Consider the following 22,775-nt stretch of genomic DNA (forward strand, 5'->3'; position numbering starts at 1 on the left):
TAATACTGTAAATAAATACAATAAAGACTTTTACCTGTTTTACCTCTTTTACTTACTGCGTTTTCTTTTATAAAATTTCAATAATTCCTTATAAAAATTAGATTCTTTTAAATCATTAATTTTTAAATCTATAATGTATTGTTTCTTGAAATACCCCCAGTTTTGTTTTGAAATAGTAGAGTTAATATTTTTCAAATAAAGATTATTAATTTTCTCATAATAAGAACTATCTAATTTGTCTATATAGGATTTGCTTTTTAATACTTCTTCAAACCAAAAAACGATTAAAATCATATATGCGTGTTTAGATTTTAATGAGTTGTTTAGGTTAATCTTGAAGGTTGTTAATTCGAAAGAGTTAGAAGTCTTGTCAAAAAACTCAAAGTTTGAAATGTTTTCCAAAAAATCATCATATTTATCTTTACTTACTACTAATTCTACTTGATTATTTTCTGTATAATTAGAAACTTTAGGTTTGATTGACTCAATTTTATTAGTTTTTTTTGATTTCAGATTAAAATCTGTATTGATTACTTTTTTAATCATCCAAATACAAAATATCATACTTAAAATGATAAGCGAAAGACATGTATAATTAAAAAAGTCGTTTTCATGATTTAAATCCAATAATTGTTTAAGAAACACAAAAGGAGCAATAAAAAAAGCAATAACAAATGTGAGTTTTATTCTATCAGAATTAGGGTTCCAGTTAAGATCTTCGTTTATTATATAATTGAGTAAATATGGTGCGTACTTTTTAGTAACAATATGCGTGAGTATTAATGTTAGTATTCCAATAATTGTAAAAAAAGAAAAATAATATGATGTCATAATTTTATGTGTTATTAGTGTTAATAATCATAAAAGTATTAACTTTGGTAAGGAACAGCAAATTAAAGTTTTGACAATAAGGAAGTTCGAGTTATCAACGGAATTATCAACTCAAAATAAAAACCCTCATAAACACTAGGTTTATAAGGGTTAATAGTGGAGACGCCGAGAATCGAACTCGGGTCCAAACAAGCAGCTCAAAGGCTTTCTACATACTTAGTTTTTGTTTAATTTTCGATTAAGACCTGACCAAAAACTGCCCAATCTTAACTTATCTTCTTTAGTTTCGAAAACCTATCGAAGCACTAAGTTTTCTATGTTTACTTTTACGATGCCCATAAATGAAACGCCGTAAACCAAGGCTTTTCGTGGACATTTAGCTTGCGCACCTAGTGCGCCGAGGCTCTATCTTACTATAAATTCAGATTAAGCAGCTAAAGCGTAGTTATCTTCGCCGTTTAAATGTTTGAAATAAGTTTAACGAGTTATCATTTCACTCCTCGGTATGCTTACATTTTCACTCGTCTTGCTGTCAAAACCAGTCGTCCCCAATATGTCAAAGATATGTCAAAAACCATTCCTTTCTATATAAAATAACAGAATGTCAGGTTTTATGATTTAATTTGTATTTATAAAATACAGATGGGTGGCAAATATAAAAAAATACTATTTGTACAATCACTTTAAAACAAGTATTTTCGCCACTATTGTTATATATATAACATTATACGTAAAGTTGTTTAATTTTAATACAAGTAAAGAATGAAATTCGGAATTATAAAAGAGCGTAAAAATCCACCTGATAGAAGAGTCGTATTTTCTCCAGAAAAACTGCAAGAGTTTAAACAACAGTTTCCTCAAGCAGAAATAGTGGTAGAAAGTTCTGATATCCGAGTTTTTTCTGATGAAGCCTATAAAAATACTGGGTTCGAAGTAACCAATGATGTTTCTGATTGCGATGTGTTATTAGGAGTAAAAGAAGTTCCTGTAGACAATTTAATACCAAATAAAAAATACTTTTTCTTTAGTCATACTATAAAAAAGCAACCATACAATCGTAAGTTGTTAAAAGCTATGTTAGAAAAAAATATTGAAATGTTTGATCATGAAACCATTGTTCAAGAAAACGGAGCACGATTAATTGGTTTTGGTCGTTATGCTGGTTTAGTAGGTGCATACAATGGTTTCAGGTCTTTGGGTTTACGTGAAGGTTTATTCAATTTACCTAAAGTAGAAACCTTAGCCGATTTAGATGCGGTAAAAGCTGAATTAGATAAAATTAGTTTACCTAACATAAAAATATTGCTAACAGGAACAGGAAAAGTAGCCAAGGGAGCTCAAGAAATATTAGACCATCTAAAAATTAAACAAGTAAGTGATGCTTTGTATTTAACAAGTGAGTTTACTGAGCCAGTATATTGTATAGCTGATGTAATGGAATATGCAAAACGTAAAGATGGTAAAGTAGGAGATAAGTTTGAGTTTTATAAAGATCCAACTGGTTACGAAAGTAATTTTATGGCGTATGCTAAACAAACTGATTTTTTTATAGCGGGACATTTTTATGGAGACGGAGCACCGTATTTATTTACACGTGAAGATGCTAAACATCCTGAGTTTAGAATAAAGTATGTAGCTGATATTTCATGTGATATTGACGGACCTGTGGCATCAACATTAAGAGCTTCTACAATAGCTGATCCTATTTATGGTTACAATCCAGAAACGGAATCAGAAATTGATTATAAAGATGAAAAAGCCATCACGGTAATGGCTGTAGATAATTTACCTTGTGAATTACCAAAAGATGCTAGTGAAGGTTTTGGAGAAATGTTTTTAGAGCATGTAATTCCTGCATTTTATAACAATGATAAAGATGGAATTTTAGCTCGATCAAAAATGACAACTAATACTGGTAAATTAACCGAACGTTATGCATATTTGCAGGATTACGTGGACGGAAAAGAATAACACAATTTAACTCCCGCTTCGGCGGGATTTTTTATTTATATATGATACCAGACAAGCAATTTTTAATTGATACAGCAAACATGAGAATGCCTTTTGGTAAATATAAAGGAACGTATTTAATTGAAATTCCTGAATATTATATTGTTTGGTATAAAAATAAAGGTTTTCCTAAAGGTAAATTAGGTACAATGCTAGAGTTGGTTTATGAATTGAAGTTAAACGGACTAGAAGATATTTTGAGGAAAATTCGCCGAGTTTCTTAAATTTGGTAAATGAAACCAGCTGAAGAATATATACTCAAACAACCAGAACCATTCAAGTCTATTTTACTGCACCTGCAAGTATTGATAGAAAGTAATTTTCAGGATTTAGAACTAAAGTATAAGTGGAAAATACCAGTATATTATATTAACGGGAAACAGCTGTGCTATATGAATGCATCTCATAAAAAAGGATTTGTTGACGTTGGGTTTTGGGCAAAAGGTGTTTTAGAAGCTTTTGATGCTTTTTTAGTTTCGGAAGGAAGAGCAGTGGTAAAATCACTCCGTTATTCATCAATAGAAGAAATTAACGAAGAAATACTACTACAAGTTATAGATGAAGTAGCAAAACACAATCATAAAGGTTTTTGGAGGAAATAATTACTGAATCAAAAATTCAAGCATAACCTCTTTATCTATAATTAAAAATAGCCGTTTGCTATTTTCAAGAGGAGAGGTTGTAATTGTAGCAATATTATTTTTGATAGATTTGCTGTGTGGTTTTACTGCATATCGGTATCCACTATATCCAAAGGAAACTGATTGATTAGGACGTAGATTTTTTATTTTTAATTCAATAATAGAATCTTTTTCTAACAGCCCTTTAGAAGGAGTTATTAATTCTAAATCTGATTTTAAAAAGGCAGCATCATAAATTGGTTGGTTATAAAAATCTTTTTTATCCATTCTACCAACTCTTAATTGCCAAAGTTTCTTTTCAGGAAAATGTGTTTTAAAGTATTTTTCTTTTGGAAAATTGAAGTAGTAAGCATTAAATGAAGGTTGCCATCTGTTATTATTCACAACACCAGCTGCCCATGTAGCATCAATATAAATCCATTTATCATTCAGCTTAACAGCGTTCCAAGCATGATTTGAGTTGGTTTTAGGATTAGCTATATCGTTTGAGGAATTTCTGATATATCCTTTTATAACTTCATTCTCAATCTGAAGTATTGAGCAAATTTTCGCAAAAGTTTGTGCATATCCCTCACAAATAGCTTTCTTGGTTATAAGTGTTTCGTTAACAATATTATCTTTTATGGCCTGTAGCTTTTCTAACCTTTCTTGCTCGTTCCTGTATCTAAAAGAAATTCTTTTTTGCTTTGGATTGTAATACCCGTCTAAATCATATCTAATATTATGAGCTAGCCAATAAAAAGCAGCTTGTACTTGCTGTTCTTCAGTTTTAAAGTCGCTTGCTATCTGTTGAGCTAAATTTCCTACTTTATTAAATTTAGGGTAACCATTAACTTTTTTTTCAACTAAAGAAAAGTTTTGAGCGCTAGCAATGGTAGTAATAAGAAGAAATAATATAAAAAGAAATTGTTTCATATTTAAACTAAAAAACTTTGTAAAGCAAAAATTGTGCCCATAAATTTATAGTGATTTAATGTAAGAAATTAAATTGGCTATATTTAGGGTTTTAAATAAATAAAGAATGAAAAAAGTTTTATATCCATTAGCACTTGTAAGTGTATCAGTTTTACTGTCGTGTAAGCAAACTAAAAATACTAGTAGCGAGGTTGCTATGAATACTGTTGAGGTAACTCAGAAAAAACAAAATAAAGAAGAGTTAATTGATTCTATTTTAGTAAGAAAACACTTATATACACTTGCTTCAGATGAAATGGAAGGTAGAAAACCAGGAACTGAGGGAATGGAAAAAGCAACTCAGTATATAGAAAATGAATACAAAAGAATTGGTTTAAAAACTTTTGATACATTAACTACATATCGTCAAAATTTTGAATACAAGGGTATTAAAATGAGCAATATTATAGGCTTGTTAGAAGGAAAGTCTAAAAAAGATGAGTTTGTTATTGTATCTGCACATCACGATCATTTAGGGGTAAAGAAAGACGGAGAAGGGGATAGAATTTTTAATGGTGCGAATGATGATGCTTCTGGTGTTACCGGTGTATTATCATTAGCTGAATATTATGCTAAAAAAGGAAATAATGAACGTAGTATTTTGTTTGTATGTTTTACAGCTGAAGAAATGGGATTAGTAGGTTCTGAATACTTTGGAAAAGGAATTGATGCTAGTAAATTTGTAGCTGGAATTAATTTAGAGTTAATAGGAAAACAACCAAAAACAGGACCTAAAACAGCATGGTTAACAGGTTTTGATAAATCGGATTTTGGTAAAATAATTCAGAAGAACTTAGAAGGATCAGGATACAAGTTATTTCCAGATCCATATCCGAAATTTCAATTGTTCTTACGATCAGATAATGCTTCTTTAGCACGTTTAGGTGTACCGTCTCATACATTTTCAACCACTCCAATTGATATTGATGCTGATTATCATAAAGTAACAGACGAGGCTGAAACGTTAAATATGACTGTTTTAACAGAAACTGTTAAAGCAGTTGCTAGAGGAACTCAAAGCATTATTGAAGGAAAAGATACACCTACTAGAGTTAATATGGAGTAAACATATTGAAAACTTAAAGTAAAAAAGGAGCCATGAGCTCCTTTTTTATTGGGATCAGGTATTGTGTTTTTAGTAAAATATTAATTTTGTGTTAGTTAAATTAATTAAAGTGTTAAAATTGTATTAAAATTTTACTATATTCGAAAAGTTTTAATTTAAACCCCTTCGAAAATGAAAAAAATACTTTTAAGCTTAACGGTTGTTTTAACTATGATTTCATGTTCTAATAATGATGAAACATTAGAAACAGAAAAAGAACAAGATATACTTACCAAAAAAGAAATTAACGCAATAATAAATACTTCTTTACAAGAAACAGGAGATTTTAACTGGATGTCGCAAGATGCACATATAATTTGGAGTGCAGTAAGTCATGGAGAAAATATTTTAACAATAGGCTATGGTAATTCCAAAAATAATTTTGCAAAAAATACAGAAACAGAAAATATTAAAGAAGCTTTAATAGCTTTAGTAAAAAATAATGAACCAACTTCGGCAAAAGGAAGTTCGGAATTATATGTAGATGAGAATATCAATTACCTTGACATAAAGGTAACGAGTAGAGAAACTATTAGTATTTTATTAAAAGATAGCAGAGTACGTTATATTGAGCCAGCAGCGTATAATTTTTTAGAGGCAACTGCTCAGGCTAAATCAGATTCATCAGGTTCTTCAGGGTGTGGTTATGGCACTGCAACTTTAAATATGGGTGATTATCGTACGGTATCACCTGGAGCTAGATTACCTTGGTCTTTTGATGCACATAATATTTCACAAGCTTGGAATTATAGCACTGGATCGGGAGTAACGGTGGCAATTGTAGATTCAGGTTTATCACCAGAGCAAAAATGGATGAATCAATACTTTAATGATGGATATTCATCAGGAAGAACAGTTCAGAAATATGGAACGTTTGTAGATTCTTGGTGGGCTTGGTCTAATAATTATGATGGAGTGAATGATAAATGTGGTCATGGAACTAAAATGGCAGCAGTAGCCACAGCTCCAAGAAATAATGATAATTTACCTGTAGGTGTTGCTTATAACGCAAACCTAGTAACATATAGAGCTGTTGAAAATGTAGTAATAGATGATTATCATGAAAAAAGAGGAGTTGTAGAAGCGTTAACAGCTTTAGCAAATAGAAATGATGTAAAAGTAATTTCTATGTCAATTGGCTATCCGTTTAGTATTGGAAATGTGTCGGATGCAGTTAAGTATGCACATAGCAAAGGAAAGATGATTTTAGCAGCTGGAGGAACTTCTACTTCATTTACTACTTGGTATGGAGTAATTTTTCCAGCAAGTATGTCTGAAACTGTTGCAGTAACAGGTGTTAAAGAAGGACAGTATAGCAAGTGTGATGTATGTCATACAGGATCACAAATTGATTTTACGGTACAAATGCAACGTACTAACGGAACGGATAATAAAATTCCGGTATTAAGTTATTATGATGGGCAAGCAAATTATGTTGGAGGTTCATCTGTAGCAACTGCTACCACAGCAGGTATTGCTGCATTGGTATGGGCTAAAAATCCTTCTTGGTCAAGAGAACAAGTTTTACAAAAAATGAAAGAATCCGCTGATTTTTATCCGAACAAACATTCAGAGTTTGGATATGGAAATATTGATGCTTTAAAAGCGGTTCAATAAAAATCAACTAACTAACCTTAGAAAAAGTCTCGTTTACGCGAGGCTTTTTGTATTTTTATAAGGTATAGTTTTTGATTAAATACACTGTAAAGAATTTATATATGAAGTATTACAAATATTTTTTTCTGCTAGTTATTATTGGGTGCTCCTCTTCTAAAGTAGTATATGACTACGATAGTCAAACAGATTTTAGGCAATACAAAACTTTTAATTTTTTTGAAGATGCTGGTAAAGGTTTAAATGAGTTGGATATAAAAAGGGTTACTTATGAAATAACGGCTGCTTTAAAAGCTAAAGGAATGCAATTGACTGAAAACCCAGATATGTATATCAATATTTTATCTGAAGAACGAGAATCAGTTAATAGAAATACAATAGGTGTCGGACTAGGAAGTGGGGGAAGAAATGTTGGGTTTGGAATTTCAGGAGGTATCCCTATTGAGAGTAGAAAAATAAATCAGCAATTAACAATTGATTTTGTTGAGAGTAAAGATAACCAGTTAATATGGCAAGGAATTGTTACTAGCGAATTAAGAGAAAAAGCGACTCCAGAACAAAAGAAATTACATTTTCAAAAAGTAGTTGGTAAAGTGCTTAATAACTATCCGCCAAAATAAGATAGTTAAAAAAGCCTCTAATTAACTTAGAGGCTTTTCAAATTACACAACAAACACACTATGTATACTAATCTAAATGTAGATTTCTAGATATCTTCTGCCAATCAACCAGTTTAAAATTTTGATGTAAACTGTCTTTACCTTGGGTATTAGCACCATCTTGCGCAATAAAGAATCCTTTAGGGTATTTTGCGCCAAAATTAACAGAAGTTACATCAATTCCGTCCGTATCGTAGGTACCGTCAATAGCACCATCTTTTAATGAAAAGCTTCCTAGGTATTGATTGCTAATTCTATCAAAAACAGCATAACTGTTATTTCCTTGTGATGATAAAATAATATACCCTTTTCCGTTTCCAGCATCGTATAAGGTAACGCCTTCAAAATCATCTTTCATATTCAAGTCTTTGGTGCTGATAACCTTTACACGATTGTTTTCAGCATTGGGTTCAGCATCATATTTCCATAAGGCTTTATCTTCTTCACCAATATATACTTTGGCGTGTACATCATCGGCAACAATACCTTCTCCTTGACTTCCTAATGAAAATTCACGAACTAACTTAGCATCAATTTTAGTATTGTTTTTAAACAATTCCCATTGCTCAACACCGCCTTTTTTACCAACCATAAAAACATAAAATTTGTTAGTTTTAGGGCTTTTATACATTCCTAAACCGTATACTTCTTTTAAGTTAGAAGTTATTTTTCGTGCAGCAGCATCTTCTAATTCACCTGTAGGTTTTACAATCAATATAGAAATAGTATTGTGTGTTCTATTACTAGCAGTAACAACCGAAACTTCTTTTCCGTTTAATGAAAATCCGTCACGAATATCAACATTGTTTACACGTCCTATTTTATAAGAATACAAACGTTTTCCATCTAAATTATAAACCTCTAAACCTTCTTTTTTGTTTGTACCAATTATGGTTGATTTTGTTACATCAGCAGGGTTTACCCACACACACGGATCATCAGCAGCGTCGTCAAAAGAAGTAACGGGTTCTGTTTCAGCATCAGCAGTTAAAGCTACCACTGGTTTAACTTGTGGGTTTTGATGTACTATTTTTTCAACCTTACAAGCACTTAAAACAAGGCAAGTAAGTGTTATTTTATATAAATTATTCATTCTTAAAAATTGTATTTTAAACCAGCATTCCAGTTGTAGTTATAAAACTCGGCTTGCATTGTTTGATGTTTTGTACCTTGGTAAAAACGTAATTCCTGATTGGTTAAGTTTTTTGCTTCAGCAAAGATTTGTAAGTTTTTGGTAATACGGTAAGAAGCATTTAGGTCTACAAACAATTGTTCGTCATAAAATACATCAGTAAAGGTATCGTCTCCGTATTCAAAAATATAATCATCAGCAAAGTTTAAAGAGGCTCTAATAGATAGTTTAGAACTTTCATAGGCTAACGATCCGTTAAACATGTTCTTAACAGCACCAGCTAAAGGTAATCCATCTTCTCTATCAGCAATACCATCTGTTTTAGAATCTGTATAGGTATAGTTACCATACACTGTTAAGTTTCTTAAGAAACCTGGTAAGAAGTTTAATTTACGTTGTAAAGCAACTTCAAAACCATAAATTTCGGCAGTACCTCCGTTAAAAGGTCGTGTAACATCATAAGTTTCTGTAACACCTCCAATGGTAATTGGTTCTTCAGTAACTGAATTGTAAATAAATTTATCTAAATCTTTATAAAAAACTCCAGCTGATATAATTCCGACATTGCTAAAGTAGTGTTCAAACATTAAGTCAAAGTTCATCGCTTCAGTAGGATCTAAATTAGGGTTTCCATACTCAGCTTCAATATCATCACTATTAATGTTTCTATAAGGTACTAAATCGTAATAGTTAGGTCTAGCAATTGTGTTTGTCCAAGCAGCTCTAACAATAGTATTTTTATCAATATTGTATTTTGCTTGTAAGTTTGGTAACCAGTTTGTGTAGTTTCGAGTTCCTGATGTTTTAGTTACGTCGCTTAAATCTTCAGCAGTTTCAACATCAATAGCAAAACCATTATAGTTAGTTGTTGTTTTTTCAACTCTTACACCTGCAATAAAAGAAAAGTTATTATTGATGTTTTGTTGCAACATTCCGTAAAAGGCATAAATATTTTCGTTAGCATTGTAGTTTTCTGGAACAAATTCATCTAGTACAAGTTCACCTCCTGTTAAGTTTAAACTTCCTAAAAATTCTTTTGAAACAAATAGCCCTGATTTATAATCATCGCCGGCTAAATAACCATTAATGGTATAGTCTTTAGTAGTAGTGGTATTCATGGTTGGAAATTGATTTTCTAAATCATATTCATAAAAACTATTGTCTCTTACTTTTTCTTTGTATTTGTGCTTAAATCCAAATTTTAAAGAGTTTTTATAAGCTCCAGTAGCATTGATAGGAGCCAAAACATCAAAATTAGAACTGATTTTACGTTCTTGTGTAAATCCTTGTTGTTGTGTTACTTCTTTATATTCAAAAGTTGAAGGATCGTTAAAGTCATTGTTTGTTGGTCGTAATACAGGGAAGTTTGTTCTCGAAAAGTCTTGCATAACTTCAATATCATCATTCTCAAAACTTATGTAACGTTCGTCTGGACGCTCTTCTTTTGCTTTGGCAGTTCCTGTTTTCCAGTTCAACTTAATGTTCCCAAAAATAATATGTTCTCCACCTACAGATATATTGTAAGTACTTTGACGCTCTAAACGCGTGTTGTCGTTTGTATTGTTGTTGATACCACCTTTAGTTTGACGACGTACTTCAGCTTTTGATAATCCAGTAGCATCAGGTTCATCTATTTTTCTAAAACGCACTCTGTAACGATTTTCATAATCGTTTCGTTGATTGTACATAGACTTGAAGAAAATTGTATTGTTGTTGTCTGGTGTCCAGTCTAAGTTAGCAGAAATGCTCATTCTATTTCTTTTTACGTCGTAGCGTCTAATATCGTGTTCACCAATGTAGACTTTACCATTTTCTTTTTCCCATTCAAACTCAACATTATCTGAACCATAATCGTTAGAGTTATAAGAAGCATTGATAACATATCCTAGTTTGTCTTTAAAAGTTCTGTTGGCAACTAATGCAGAAACATTATAGTTAGGCGTGTTTCTTACAGGGTTTTGTCCGTAAGAACTAGCAACAAAAGCTCTAAAAGTAGTAGGAGCAGAGCGTGTAACTAAATTAACAGAGCCACCAATAGCGTCTCCTTCCATATCTGGAGTTACTGCTTTGTTAACTTCAATAGTTTGAATCATGTCAGAAGGAATTAAATCCATTTGAACTCTACGGTTATCTCCTTCAGCAGAAGGAATTCTGTCACCATTTAAAGTTACCGAGTTTAATTGAGGTGCTAATCCACGAATAACAATATCTCTAGCTTCTCCTTGATCATTTTGCATAGAAATACCAGGAACACGCTTTAAGGCATCACCAATATTTGCGTCTGGAAACTTTCCTACTTGATCTGCAGAAATAATATTAGTTATATTCTCTTTATTTTTTTGTTGGTTAAGGGCTTTGGCTTGTCCTTTACCAATACTTCCTTTAATAACAACTTCATCCAATCTATCTATTTTAGGCGTTAGAGAAAAATTCTTAGATTGAATACTGTTTGTAAGTGTAATAGTTTCTGTTAGAGTTTGATAACCTAGGAAAGATATTTGAACTTCATAATTCCCTATTGGTAGATTTAAAAGTTCGTAGTTTCCATTAAAGTCTGTAGAAAATCCAACTTGTAAAGAAGGAATGCTAATCGTAGCTCCGGGTAAAGGTTGATTTGTTTCGTCTAAAACTCTTCCTTTTAATCCAGATTTACTTTGTGAGTATCCTAAAATACTAACAAAGCATAAAGTAATTAAAATTAATTTTTTCATTTTGAAATCTTTAGTGAATTATCCACGGCGAAATTATTTATGATAACTAGCAACCAGATTTCAAATTTGTTAGTAAAAAATTATTAAAATGTATTTATAGAGTTGATTATATGTTAATTGGTTAAGGTTTTAATGATGTTTTGGTGTTTTTGAATTAAAGTAAAAATTACTTTATAAAAACATTTAACGTTTAAATTATAAGGGCATAAAAAGAAAAACCTCCAAGTTAACTTGGAGGTTTTTTATAAATTTTATTACTGTCTTTTTAGAATTGGTAACGGATACCTAACGCAATATCAAAATCTAAATCATCTCTAAAGTCTCCAAAACCAAATTCAGGTCTTACATCTAGAGAAAGCATTAAAGGGATATCAAAACTATATTCAATACCAACATCACCAGCAGCAAAAATAAATGTTTCACTATCATCACCATTAGATAGAGGGTTATCAAAACTATAAGACCCAAGACCACCACCAACACCAGCATACCAGTTGAATCTACCGTCTAATTGCCAAACCCATTGGTATAATCCTGCTAGTTTAAAACCATCATAACCATTACCACTTCTTAAACCTAAATCAAGTTCTAAACGGTTGTTATCGCTTAATCTACGTTGGTAAGAAATTTCAGCACCAAAACCATCTCCATCTCCTAAACGAAGACCAATAGCGTTATCAGAAATTTCTTGGGCATTAGCTGTAAAAAACGAAAGGGTTAAAAATCCGATAAATAAAAAGATTTTTTTCATAATTTTTAATTTAATGTTATGTGTTGCTAAGATAGTTATTTTATTTAATTAGTAATCTTTCTCCTTTAGAATGACTAGCAAACTCAGGGGCATACATACTTTGTATTGTAGTAACCCCATTGCTGAAATTTCCTGCATTATTTACACGAACATCATATTCAAATACATAGATTCCTTTAGGTAAACGTTCAAAAAAGAAATTTGTTGCCGCATCTTTTGTACTTTCATAATACCCTAAACCATCCTGCCATTTGTATTGTGATAATACGTTAATTGGTTCAACACCACTTGCTCGCATATCTTTCATATGAACAAACTCCATATTTCTATCTGAACGAAGTTCTATTCTAACGGTAACTATATCTCCAACTTTTAAGCGTGTGTCTTTGGTGATTTCTTGTAGTTTTTTTCCTGTGTCTGTGTTAATTTTTTTGAACAATTTTTTGTTCAAATTTAACGGATTTTTAACGGAGGTGATTTTATCTAAATCTTCAAAATATTGCCAATATAGTCCGCCCCAAGCGATACCTTTTCCTTTTTTAGAGACACTTATGGTACTCATATTAGGAGTAATTTCAGAACCATTCCATGAAGTTTTAAAATAACCTGTGCCTGCCTCAATTTTAGTGTTTTCTAATTTAGATGGATTAATAATTAGGTTTCCAATTTTTACATCTACCATATCGGTTATCGAAATCCAATCGCTTCCTTGTAATAATAAAGCATATACAGCTTCGGTTGTAGCTTTGGTAGTTTTCCATCGATTGGTTTGTTTATTTTTTAGTAACCAAATTTTAAGATTGTCAACTGTTTCGGTATTATTTTCAATTTCAGCAAAAACTTCAATTAATAATGATTGTGTTTCTATTGGAGCTTGATACCAGTGCCAACTAGGTTGATTTTCTTTCCAGTACATACCCAGTTCTTCAGAGGTAATACTATTTTCTTTTAAAGAGGCAATAATTTTGTTAGCTATGGAAGTGTTTCCATTTCTAAATTGTAATAAAGCTATTTGTCCTTTTCCATATAAATTAAAATCTTTCCAATATTTGGACGCTTGATTTTTGTAGTATTCAATAGCTGTTTTAGTAGTGCTATTGATATCAATATTCTTATAAAAAGAACGCATGTATAAATACTGAATGATAAAATAGTTTAAATGATTCTCTTGTAAGAATTCTTCGTACTTCTTTTGTCCTTTTTTAGTCTTGATACGTTCAGCATTTTCTAGAAGCTTTTTGTAAACTTCTTCAATTTCAGCATCTAAAAAGCTGACTGATTTTTGGACAATAGCAGTAGTTGATTTATCAAAATTGGTTACACCTAATTTTTGTAAATGCCCAAAACCAGTAGCAATATGATTTGTGATATAAGCATTTGGGTAATCGCTACCTTTAAACCAAGGAAATCCGCCATTGTTTAACTGCATTTGAGATAGTTTGTTAATAGCGTTTTGTTGTTCGTTTTTCATTTTGTTTAAATCGAATAACAAAGCAATACGCTTCTTTTGCTCGGTTTCAGATTGAGCATCACGTAACCAAGGAGTTTCCTGAATAATTAACGATTTTAACTCTTGATTTTTTTCCAAGTTGCTCAACAAAGCATCTGAAGATTTCCAAGCATTAAATACTTCTTGAATTCTTGGATTTGAATTTGCGATATGACTAGCCAAAGTATTTGAATAATAGCGTGCAAAGGTTTGTTCACTACACTCGTACGGATATTCCATTAAATATGGTAAAGCCTGTACAGCATACCATGCAGGATTAGAGGTGACTTCTAAAGTAAGTTTGTGATTTTTTAAAGAGTTAGAAGTATTATTTTTTAATTTATCCAAAGTGAATGTTTTGGTTTGATTGCTGCGTACCCATATTGGTAGTGTTTCGGTAACTAACATTCGGTTTGATAAGACAGGTAGCACATTTTTTTCTCCATCAGAAAAATCTCCTGCTTTGGCAACTACTTTATATTGAATAGCTTGGTAGGTGTCAGGAATAGACAAGTTCCAAGAAACTTGTGTGTTTCCATTTACATCAACACTAAAAGATTGATTTTTCGCAGAATTGTCTAATAGGTTAATTTCTTTTCCCGTAACCGCATCGGTTAGTACAAGTTGTGCGTTACCTTGTAAGTTTTTATCAGAGATGTTAGCTATTTTGGTATTTAATGTAATTTGATCTCCTTCTCTTAAAAATCTTGGAGCGTTAGGGATTACCATCAACTCTTTTTGAGTTACAGTAGTTAATGTCTTGGTAGTCGACTGTAATTCTTTTGTATGTGCTAGTAACTGCAATTTCCAGCGTGTTAAAGCTTCTGGAGTGGTAAAACTAAACGTAATATTACCTTCTTTATCAGTTTGTAAATGTGGATAGAAAAAAGCTGTTTCTTGAAGGTTTTTACGAGCTTTTACTTTTGCTAATTCATTGTCTAACTTTGATTGACCAGCTTTTGTAACAATAACAATAGCGCCAAATTTGGCTTTTTCACCATATAGAGCGATAGCTTCGTTAGCTTTTAAAACAGTTGAAGAAATAATATCGTTACTAGCTATATTAAATGAATCAACAATTTTTCCGTCTACGATATAGATAGGAGTTTTTTTACCAGTTGTAGAAGCATTTCCTCGAATTCTAACGACACTATCAGCTTCTTGGCTTTCTACAATTTCAACACCTGCTACTTTACCTTTTAGAGCAGTATAAGGCTGATCGTTTGTTGTTCCGTAAGCGACAGTGACTACTTCTTCTAATAAATTATCTGATGTAAGAATTACTTCTGAAGCTTCATTTAATTGTCGTTCTTCAGTTTTCATTCCAACAAAACTAAAAACAAGAACATCACCTTTTTTAACCTTAATTGAATATTTCCCATCAAAATCAGTTTCGGTTCCGAAGCCAGTTCCTTTAATTAATACAGTAACTCCAGGTAATGGACCTGACTCGTCTTGAACCACCCCTGTAATAATTCTGTCATAATTACTTCTTGTAGTTTTTTGAGCTCTAGCAAGCTGTTGTGTAAATCGTTTTTGAACCCAACGATGATTGTTAAAACTAAATCCAAACCAATTGTATTGGTCATATTGCTGAGTTGGATAATAAGATTTAGGATAGCGTCTATTAAAAACTCTGAAATGTTCGTTACCAAAACTTTGATATGCATTAGCATTGTTTCCATAAGAGTAATAGGTTGGAGTTACGATGGGGTTGAATTCCCAATGATGTGGTTTAAATTCATCTAAAGAAGCATCGTACATACTCGCCAATACTTCAGCGGTTACTTTGTTGTTTTTATCATTTTTAATGGTAAAACTCCAAGTTTCTTCTGCTCCGGGTTGTAGTTTATCTCTAAATGTATTGGTTTCTATACTAATAGTTTCTTGCTCATTCGGTACCGAAATAGGAATAGTTCCACTTACAAAGCTGTTATAGTTTACAAAGTAGTATTTAATAGCAAATCCGCCTATATCTTCTTTCGTAATAGGAATTTTGATAGTTTTTAGGTTATTACTTACATGAACAAGTTTGGTTTTTATAATTTCCTGACTTTTTTCTATTTGAACTATTATAGTTACATCTTTTGAAGCAGAACCAATTTGTAATTCGATTTTATCGTTTGGGTTGTAAACTGTTTTATTAGTGTTGTAAACAAATAACTGACTATCTGCTATACTTCTTTCATCTTTAGAAGTTAATGTGAAACGAGTTTTGTCAGTAACTTTTTGCCCGAATTCATCTTTAGACTCTAATACAACTATATACTTTCCTGAATTCCAATTTTTATAGCTGGTAAGAGTAATTTCTTTCGATTCTTGAGTGTTGAAAGTTTGCTCAAAAACTAGCGTTCCTTTTCTCCAATTATCAGGGTTTTCTTCTTCTGAAGTGTAAGCATCATGAGGAAATAGTTTTCTGAATTCAGTTTCAGAGATATCTTGATAATCTGGAGTGTCCCATGGTCTTTCACGTAATGGATTTTTAGGTGCTTGAAGTTTATAAACTTTTATACTTCCTTCCGCAGGAACAAACTCTCCATTTAAATTTTTACTCGAGATTTTAATTTTGGAGCTCTTATCATCCTTATTGATAGTTGAAGGAATTTGTATACTGGCAAGTAGTGCATGATACCCAACTTTAACAATAGAGGTTGCTGAGCGAGTTTCTCCATTTACATCGGTAACATCAGCAGTGACTTCGTACTCAAAAACAGGTAAACTTTCTTTGTCAACACTTTCGTCAGGTAAAGCTTTGAATGTAATTTCAAAATTTCCTTGTGCATCAGTGGTTAACTCACCATGTGTAATCTCTTGAGCTTCTGAAATAAACTGAGGTTTACGCCAATACCACCAAATAGGATATTGCACTTTACGATGTACTCGATATACCACTTTAGCATCTGTAATATTTGAACCAGCAAAAGCTTTGGCAAATCCATTTACAGTTATACTGTCGTTTACTTTGTAGGTTTTGGTGATGGGTTTAAATTCGGTTTCAAATTTTGGTCGTTTGTATTCTTCAACTGAAATACGAGTAATATAATCGTATTGGTCAAAGTCAAAATCAGCAGAATCATAAAAGGTACTTTCGTGTTTTTCACTTTCATCAATATCAAACCAATACTCACCAGTTAATCCAGTATTAGGTAGTATAATTTCTCCAGAAGCAGCACCGTATTCGTTTAGTTTTAAATCTAAAGTTTTTACTTCTTCGCCATTAACACTATTCAGTGTTATTTGTACATATTCATTGGTGAAAGGTGTTGATTTTTCTCTTTTTTGTTGAATAAAAATAGTTTTGAAATATACTGTTTGACCTGGTCGGTAAATGCTTCTGTCGGTAAAAATGAAAGGTTTTATACGTATTTGTTCTTTGTTGTTGGCTAACTCTTGTTCATGATGTTTGTACAAGTAATAGTTGCCAAAAATAGCAGTATCGTCTTTTGTAGTAACTGTAATGTAAACATTACTGTAGTTCACTTCACTTTTAAATAAAGCAAAACCATTTTTATCAGTGGTTAATAGTTTATGAATTTTTTTTCCGTACCGAGATTGTTTGTTTTGAAGAAGTAATTGGGCATTTTTAATAGGTGTTCCAGTCATTCTATCAACAACTTGATATGTTCTTGTTCCTTTATTATTACTTTCAACAAGGACTAAGTTAGTTACTTGTAAATTAGCGGTAGCATATAAGGAGGTAGTATTGAAGGTAGTATTTTTATGAGCAACAATTAAATAATTTCCCTGATTAAGTTTAGGAACAACTACTTCGGTTGTATGTTGTAAGTAATCTTTTTCGTTTCGTAAATTACTATTCCAAGAAGCGGTTTTTGTAAGTTTTTTTATAAAGTTAATTCTATCTTCTTCTTTGTATATTTTTTGAAGTTCTTCTAATTGTTTTTGATTGATTTTATAAGCTGAAAAATAAAGGCTATCAATATTGTTGTAAGTAACTAATATTCTTGAAGGAGTATTTGTTGGAACAAATATTTCAGAAAGAAGATTTAATGATGTAGTTGTAATTTGTTGTTGTAGTGTTTTACACTTTTTAGCAGCTAAACTTTTAGGAAATTGCTGTATAACTTCATTACAAATGGCTAAAGCTTCTCTATTTTTAAAACGGAAGTCTTTATTTTTATCAGTTTTGTATAAGTTAACTTGTTGATTGTAAATTCGAGCAATTTCATAGTTATATAAGCTACCAATTTCTTTGTTATTATAATTAGTAACTGATGTAGTTAAGGTTTGTAAAAACAGTTCTTGTTTGTCACTAAAAGTTGCATGCTGATTAACAAAATGTAGTCGTTGAATGTCAACATCTACCAAAGCATCTAAATTGTTGTTTTTTAAATGAAAACTGATGAGTTTTTGATAGATTTTTAAAGCATTAAACTGTAGAGATAAATCGTCTTTAGAAGTAAGTTTTAAAGCTGGAAATTTTTTAACACTACTTATATATTGTGGATTATCTATTTTAAATTGATAAGTAGGTTTTGTAATGTTGGTTTCTGTAGTCTTATAGAAAGCTAAAGCATTATGAGCTAAAAAATCGAATAGGGTAGGACGATACTTCTTAGAATCTTTTTCAGCATGAATGATATCACCAAAGGTGTATATATCTGTTTTTTGAAGTTCACGTTCATTTTCTAGAGAATTTTGATAATGACAATGAATTTCAGCAAAAAGTGTATCTAAATCCCAAGTTCTAAAATCGTTTTCATCAACCTTATTTTGTGTTTGTGTTCGATTGTAAAATTTCCATCTATTTTCATTAAAATATTGCCAATACAAATTAGCTAGAATGTTTTCTAACACATTTTGTATAGGAAAACTACTTTTATCAATTTGTTTTTTGAATTGATTAATAATTTTCAACTGTGCATTTTCCTCTAGAGTCAATGAGTATTTACTTTTATAAAATAGCGATTTTATAATTTGAGGCGAGTTGTTGCTTTTTTCAGCTTTTTCATAAATGGTGTTTACCACTTTTAATGCTGATTTAGGTAAATTATCCAATTCGTACTTGTGAACTTTTTCCCACAAGTCTTTATAATTTTCTTGAGCGTTTACTAAGGTTGAAAATAAAATCATTAGCAAAATAGAAGTCAATTTTTTCATAACGTGATTATTCATTTATTCCTACAAAGCACCAAAAAATGACAATTTATCACAAGTTAAAGTTTGTAATAATAGCATTTGAGTGAGTGTATGTAACTTTTCAATGAGTTTCGATTTAAAGATACTTAAAATTCTTACTTGGTTTTGTATTTTTGGGTTTTTATACACTACAGATAACTTAATATATGAGAATTCATTTTATAGCCATTGGAGGTAGTGCAATGCATAATTTAGCTATTGCTTTACAACAAAAAGGATACCAAATAACAGGAAGTGATGATACGATTCATGATCCGTCAAAAACCCGTTTAGCAAACAAAGGGTTGTTGCCAGAAGAGTTTGGATGGTATCCAGAAAAAATCACTACCGACTTAGATGCTATAATTTTAGGAATGCACGCTAAAAAAGACAATCCAGAGCTGTTAAGAGCAGAAGAATTAGGGTTGAAAATTTATTCGTATCCAGAGTTTTTATATGAACAGTCTAAAGATAAAACACGTGTGGTTATAGGTGGTTCTCATGGGAAAACAACTATAACGTCTATGATTCTACATGTGTTGAATTATCATGATAGAGAAGTAGATTATATGGTAGGGGCACAGTTAGATGGTTTTGACACTATGGTACATTTAACTGAAGAAAACGAGTTTATTGTGTTGGAAGGAGATGAGTATTTGAGTTCACCTATAGATATGCGCCCGAAGTTCCATCTGTACAAACCAAATATTGCATTGTTGAGTGGTATTGCTTGGGATCATATCAATGTGTTTCCAACGTTTGAAAATTATGTAGAACAGTTTTCAATTTTTACAGATTCACTTACTAACGGAGGAATAATGGTGTATAATGAAGAAGATGCCATTTTAAAAGATGTAGTTGAAAGCTCAACGCACCCAATAAAAAAATATCCATACAAAACTCCTGATTATTTTATAGAAAATGGAATAACCTATTTAGAGACATCAGAAGGAGATTTACCATTGGAAATATTTGGAGAGCATAATTTACAGAATTTAGCAGGAGCAAAATGGATTTGTCAGCACATGGGAATTGATGAAGACGAGTTTTACGAAGCTATAGCTAGTTTTAAAGGAGCGAGTAAGCGATTAGAAAAGATTGCTGAAAATTTATCAGCTGTTGTGTTTAAAGATTTCGCACACTCGCCATCTAAGGTAGCAGCAACTACTGCAGCGGTTAAAAATCAATATTCAGATAGAACTTTGTTAGCATGTTTAGAGTTACATACATATTCTAGTTTAAATGCTGAATTTTTATCGGAATATAAAGGCGCTTTAGATAAGGCAGACAAAGCAGTTGTTTTTTACTCTCCACATGCAGTAAAAATTAAACAATTAGAAGAGGTTACAAAAGAGCAAATAGCGAAGGCTTTTGAACGAGATGATTTAATAATTTATACGAATCCACAAGAGTTTAAAGAGTTTTTATTCAGCCAAGACATAGATAATACAGCCTTGTTGTTAATGAGCTCTGGTAATTATGGTGGATTAGACTTTGAAGAGGTTAAGAGTTTGGTTTAAAACCTAGTTTTGTTTTTATCCAGTTTATATCTGTTATTTTAGAGATAACAAACAGAAAGTAAGACTTGTTAAATAAAGATTTAAATAAGATTTGAAGTCTTGTAATTGATTTTACATAGAATTTTAAAACCCTTTTTTCGGTTTTGTTATATCGATTAGGAGTTAAATTTTGGAAACAATCTACAACATATTGTTGGCTTTTTTTATCCGAAGTGTATTCAAGATTTTGAGGTTTTGATAAAAGGTTACAGTATAAATCTAAGCCAGCATTTAGCTCTTTAGAAAGATTGTTATCAAATACTTCAGTTTTTACTTTTAATTTATAACCTAATAAAAAAACATCGTAAGCTCCTCTGAGGTTAATGTTTTTTAAAAAGTAAGCATTATCATTAATCAATTTAGAAAACACGGTTAGCTTAATTTGGTTTTCATAAGAGAGAACTGTAATGTTATTAGTTGTAAGGAGAGAATTTTCTACAGTTTCATAATTAAAAAATGTAGCTTTTTCCTTTCGTAACATTTCTTTATGAATTTCTAAAGCAGCTATTTTATTTGGATGAGTAATTCTGGGTATATGTCTGTGGTCTTCAAAAAGCTCAGAAACTTTATTTGTGTAACCGTTTTTTTTTAGGATTCCAAAAGTGGTTTTAACATGTTTTTTATCTACCAAAAAATCAATATCACCCACCATACGTTCTGCAATATCTTCGTATAGATCTTCTAATAAATTACCTGTTCCTTTTAAAAAAACAGGAGTGATGTTGTTTGAGAGTAAAAGCTCGTTGATTTCTTTAGCTTCTTTTATGATTTGTTGATTACGTTCTCTGTTTAAATCGGTAATATGCTTCATATATTCAACTAAATCAACAGGTAGATAGTGTAATAAATCAGCTCGTTTTAAATTACAATACAAAGCTGGAAATACATATTGACCTGTACTTACTTTAACTACAGCATCCCAATTAATTAATCCCGATTTAATTGTTTCTTCTATTAATTCTTGATGAATTCTTTCATGTGTTATGGTTAAACACCTAGCAATAAATAACAATGTTTCTTTATAATTCATCAGCAAATATTTTTTTTACAGTTGAAATCATTTTTTCATTATTTGAATAAGTTAGCTGATAACAAGGCAATTTTTCAAACCAATCTAAAAATAGCTCAGCATTTTGAGGTAATGGAGATAACCAAGAATCAGGAATCAACTGCTCGAAAGCTGTAATGCTTGAAATTTTATTAATGATTAAGTCACTGTCTTTTTGATATTTAATGAAAATTAGAGCTTTACAAGGAAGATTTAGTGAATAATCATAATTGTTTGTAGGTAAGTAGCGAACAATTTTATTTAGCTTTTTAAAATGATATTCAGCAGATGTTTTTAATTCAGGATAGATTGGAAGTAGCGTTTCTAAACTATTCTTTTTAATAGATATGGCAGAAGGAAAGCTGTGTACATTTAAAGAATTATCAACAGGTACAAAATCATCAGCTAAACAAGTAAAGCCATTGGCTTGTAATAATGCTAAAGAAGTACTCTTTCCATTTCCAGAATCACCTAAAAATAAAATAGAATTATCATTGTTACTAACTGCTGAAGCATGAAAAGTACCTATCCATTCTTCTTCATTTTTTTGATGTATTTTCTGTACTAACTCCATTGAAAACTTCCCTTGAAAGTAATGCACTTCTTTTAAGTTCCAGGTACCAATAAGGGTATTGTCAACAGAAAAAGAAATAGCATTGTCGTTACTATATACTTCAAATAGATGATTGATATTAGTAATATTTTCAACTTCTAAATGAGCAAATTTTGGATGTATTAAGAAAGCTTCGGCATCAGAAGCGTAACTTGCTTTAAATATCAAACTGTTTATACTATAGTATTTTATAACCTCAAAAGTTTTAGACTTAGTTACAGGTATTAGCTTTTTATTGTTTTTATTTTCTGAAGAAATAAGTAAAGCTTCAATATCAGTAACAAGTTCTACTGCTTTTTGAGAAGGTATGTTAACTTGCTTAGTTATTTGAGAAACAATTTCTTTTTTACTGATTTTTTTGTTTAAAAGAGATAATATTTCGGCAACCAAAGGTTCTACAACAAGATATTCATTATTGTCTTGAAACCAAACAACTTGCTTGTTCTCTATTTGTTTATTAGTCATGTACTTATAAAAGTAATAAAACCTCGAGAATTTCTCGAGGTTTTAGAGTGAAATTAT

Annotated in this window: 15 protein-coding genes and 1 other RNA gene; 7 read left to right on the plus strand and 9 right to left on the minus strand. The window is 31.1% G+C overall.

The window, feature by feature from the left end; all coding sequences use genetic code 11:
* Positions 1 to 48 precede the first annotated feature (48 nt).
* Positions 49 to 831 (minus strand): hypothetical protein, encoded by a 783-nt coding sequence (locus N534_RS0100980; RefSeq protein ID WP_028890692.1) that lies wholly within the window; start codon positions 829 to 831, stop codon positions 49 to 51.
* A 154-nt stretch (positions 832 to 985) separates the two neighbouring features.
* Positions 986 to 1,381: a transfer-messenger RNA gene (gene ssrA, locus N534_RS15165) on the minus strand.
* A gap of 212 nt (positions 1,382 to 1,593) precedes the next feature.
* Between ssrA and N534_RS0100985 the strand changes: the two genes are divergently transcribed.
* The 3 genes from N534_RS0100985 to N534_RS0100995 are packed head-to-tail and all read left to right on the plus strand — an operon-like array spanning position 1,594 to position 3,443.
* Positions 1,594 to 2,802 carry an NAD(P)-dependent oxidoreductase gene (locus N534_RS0100985; protein WP_028890693.1) on the plus strand — a complete coding sequence of 403 codons (1,209 nt, stop codon included), beginning with the start codon at positions 1,594 to 1,596 and terminating at the stop codon, positions 2,800 to 2,802.
* Positions 2,803 to 2,843: 41 nt separating this feature from the next.
* Positions 2,844 to 3,065 (plus strand): DUF3820 family protein, encoded by a 222-nt coding sequence (locus tag N534_RS0100990; RefSeq protein WP_028890694.1) that lies wholly within the window; start codon positions 2,844 to 2,846, stop codon positions 3,063 to 3,065.
* 9 nt (positions 3,066 to 3,074) lie between these two features.
* The gene (locus N534_RS0100995; RefSeq protein ID WP_028890695.1) at positions 3,075 to 3,443 is read left to right on the plus strand and encodes a DUF1801 domain-containing protein; all 369 of its coding nucleotides are present in this window, start codon (positions 3,075 to 3,077) and stop codon (positions 3,441 to 3,443) included.
* Here the strand turns inward: N534_RS0100995 and N534_RS0101000 are convergent, their stop codons facing one another.
* Positions 3,444 to 4,397, minus strand: coding sequence for a transglutaminase domain-containing protein (locus tag N534_RS0101000; RefSeq protein WP_028890696.1), 954 nt, complete (start codon positions 4,395 to 4,397; stop codon positions 3,444 to 3,446). It lies immediately after the preceding gene.
* Between the two features lie 106 nt (positions 4,398 to 4,503).
* On the opposite strand from N534_RS0101000, the gene N534_RS0101005 reads away from it, so the two are divergent.
* The 3 genes from N534_RS0101005 (at position 4,504) to N534_RS0101015 (ending at position 7,775) form a co-directional block, all read left to right on the plus strand.
* Positions 4,504 to 5,502, plus strand: coding sequence for a M28 family peptidase (locus N534_RS0101005; RefSeq protein ID WP_028890697.1), 999 nt, complete (start codon positions 4,504 to 4,506; stop codon positions 5,500 to 5,502).
* Between the two features lie 171 nt (positions 5,503 to 5,673).
* On the plus strand, positions 5,674 to 7,158 hold the full coding sequence (locus N534_RS0101010; RefSeq protein WP_028890698.1) for a S8/S53 family peptidase: 1,485 nt from the start codon (positions 5,674 to 5,676) through the stop codon (positions 7,156 to 7,158).
* Positions 7,159 to 7,259: 101 nt separating this feature from the next.
* Positions 7,260 to 7,775: a DUF4136 domain-containing protein gene (locus tag N534_RS0101015; RefSeq protein WP_028890699.1), complete on the plus strand. Its 516-nt coding sequence runs from the start codon at positions 7,260 to 7,262 to the stop codon at positions 7,773 to 7,775.
* 67 nt (positions 7,776 to 7,842) lie between these two features.
* On the opposite strand, the gene N534_RS14230 is transcribed toward N534_RS0101015, so the two are convergent.
* The 4 genes from N534_RS14230 to N534_RS0101035 form a co-directional block, all read right to left on the minus strand.
* Positions 7,843 to 8,907 carry a phytase gene (locus tag N534_RS14230; RefSeq protein ID WP_051435809.1) on the minus strand — a complete coding sequence of 355 codons (1,065 nt, stop codon included), beginning with the start codon at positions 8,905 to 8,907 and terminating at the stop codon, positions 7,843 to 7,845.
* 2 nt (positions 8,908 to 8,909) lie between these two features.
* A complete protein-coding gene (locus N534_RS0101025; RefSeq protein ID WP_028890700.1) occupies positions 8,910 to 11,657 on the minus strand; it encodes a TonB-dependent receptor in 2,748 nt (915 codons plus the stop codon).
* Positions 11,658 to 11,922: 265 nt separating this feature from the next.
* Positions 11,923 to 12,408 carry a hypothetical protein gene (locus N534_RS0101030; protein ID WP_028890701.1) on the minus strand — a complete coding sequence of 162 codons (486 nt, stop codon included), beginning with the start codon at positions 12,406 to 12,408 and terminating at the stop codon, positions 11,923 to 11,925.
* A 40-nt stretch (positions 12,409 to 12,448) separates the two neighbouring features.
* Entirely contained in the window at positions 12,449 to 19,015 is a 6,567-nt protein-coding gene (locus N534_RS0101035) for an alpha-2-macroglobulin (protein WP_028890702.1), read from the minus strand.
* Positions 19,016 to 19,200: 185 nt separating this feature from the next.
* Here N534_RS0101035 and murC point away from each other — a divergent pair, with 185 nt between their 5' ends.
* Positions 19,201 to 20,553, plus strand: coding sequence for a UDP-N-acetylmuramate--L-alanine ligase (gene murC / locus N534_RS0101040; protein ID WP_028890703.1), 1,353 nt, complete (start codon positions 19,201 to 19,203; stop codon positions 20,551 to 20,553).
* Here murC and N534_RS0101045 read toward each other — a convergent pair.
* Together N534_RS0101045 and N534_RS0101050 are read right to left on the minus strand one after the other, a co-directional pair.
* Positions 20,537 to 21,622: a nucleotidyltransferase family protein gene (locus N534_RS0101045; RefSeq protein WP_028890704.1), complete on the minus strand. Its 1,086-nt coding sequence runs from the start codon at positions 21,620 to 21,622 to the stop codon at positions 20,537 to 20,539. The genes murC and N534_RS0101045 overlap by 17 nt on opposite strands.
* Positions 21,612 to 22,718 (minus strand): hypothetical protein, encoded by a 1,107-nt coding sequence (locus tag N534_RS0101050; RefSeq protein WP_028890705.1) that lies wholly within the window; start codon positions 22,716 to 22,718, stop codon positions 21,612 to 21,614. Before N534_RS0101050 ends, N534_RS0101045 begins: the two co-directional genes overlap by 11 nt.
* Positions 22,719 to 22,775 lie beyond the last annotated feature (57 nt).

The organism is Tenacibaculum sp. 47A_GOM-205m (assembly GCF_000518405.1).
GTDB classification, from domain to species: Bacteria; Bacteroidota; Bacteroidia; order Flavobacteriales; family Flavobacteriaceae; genus Polaribacter; species Polaribacter lutimaris.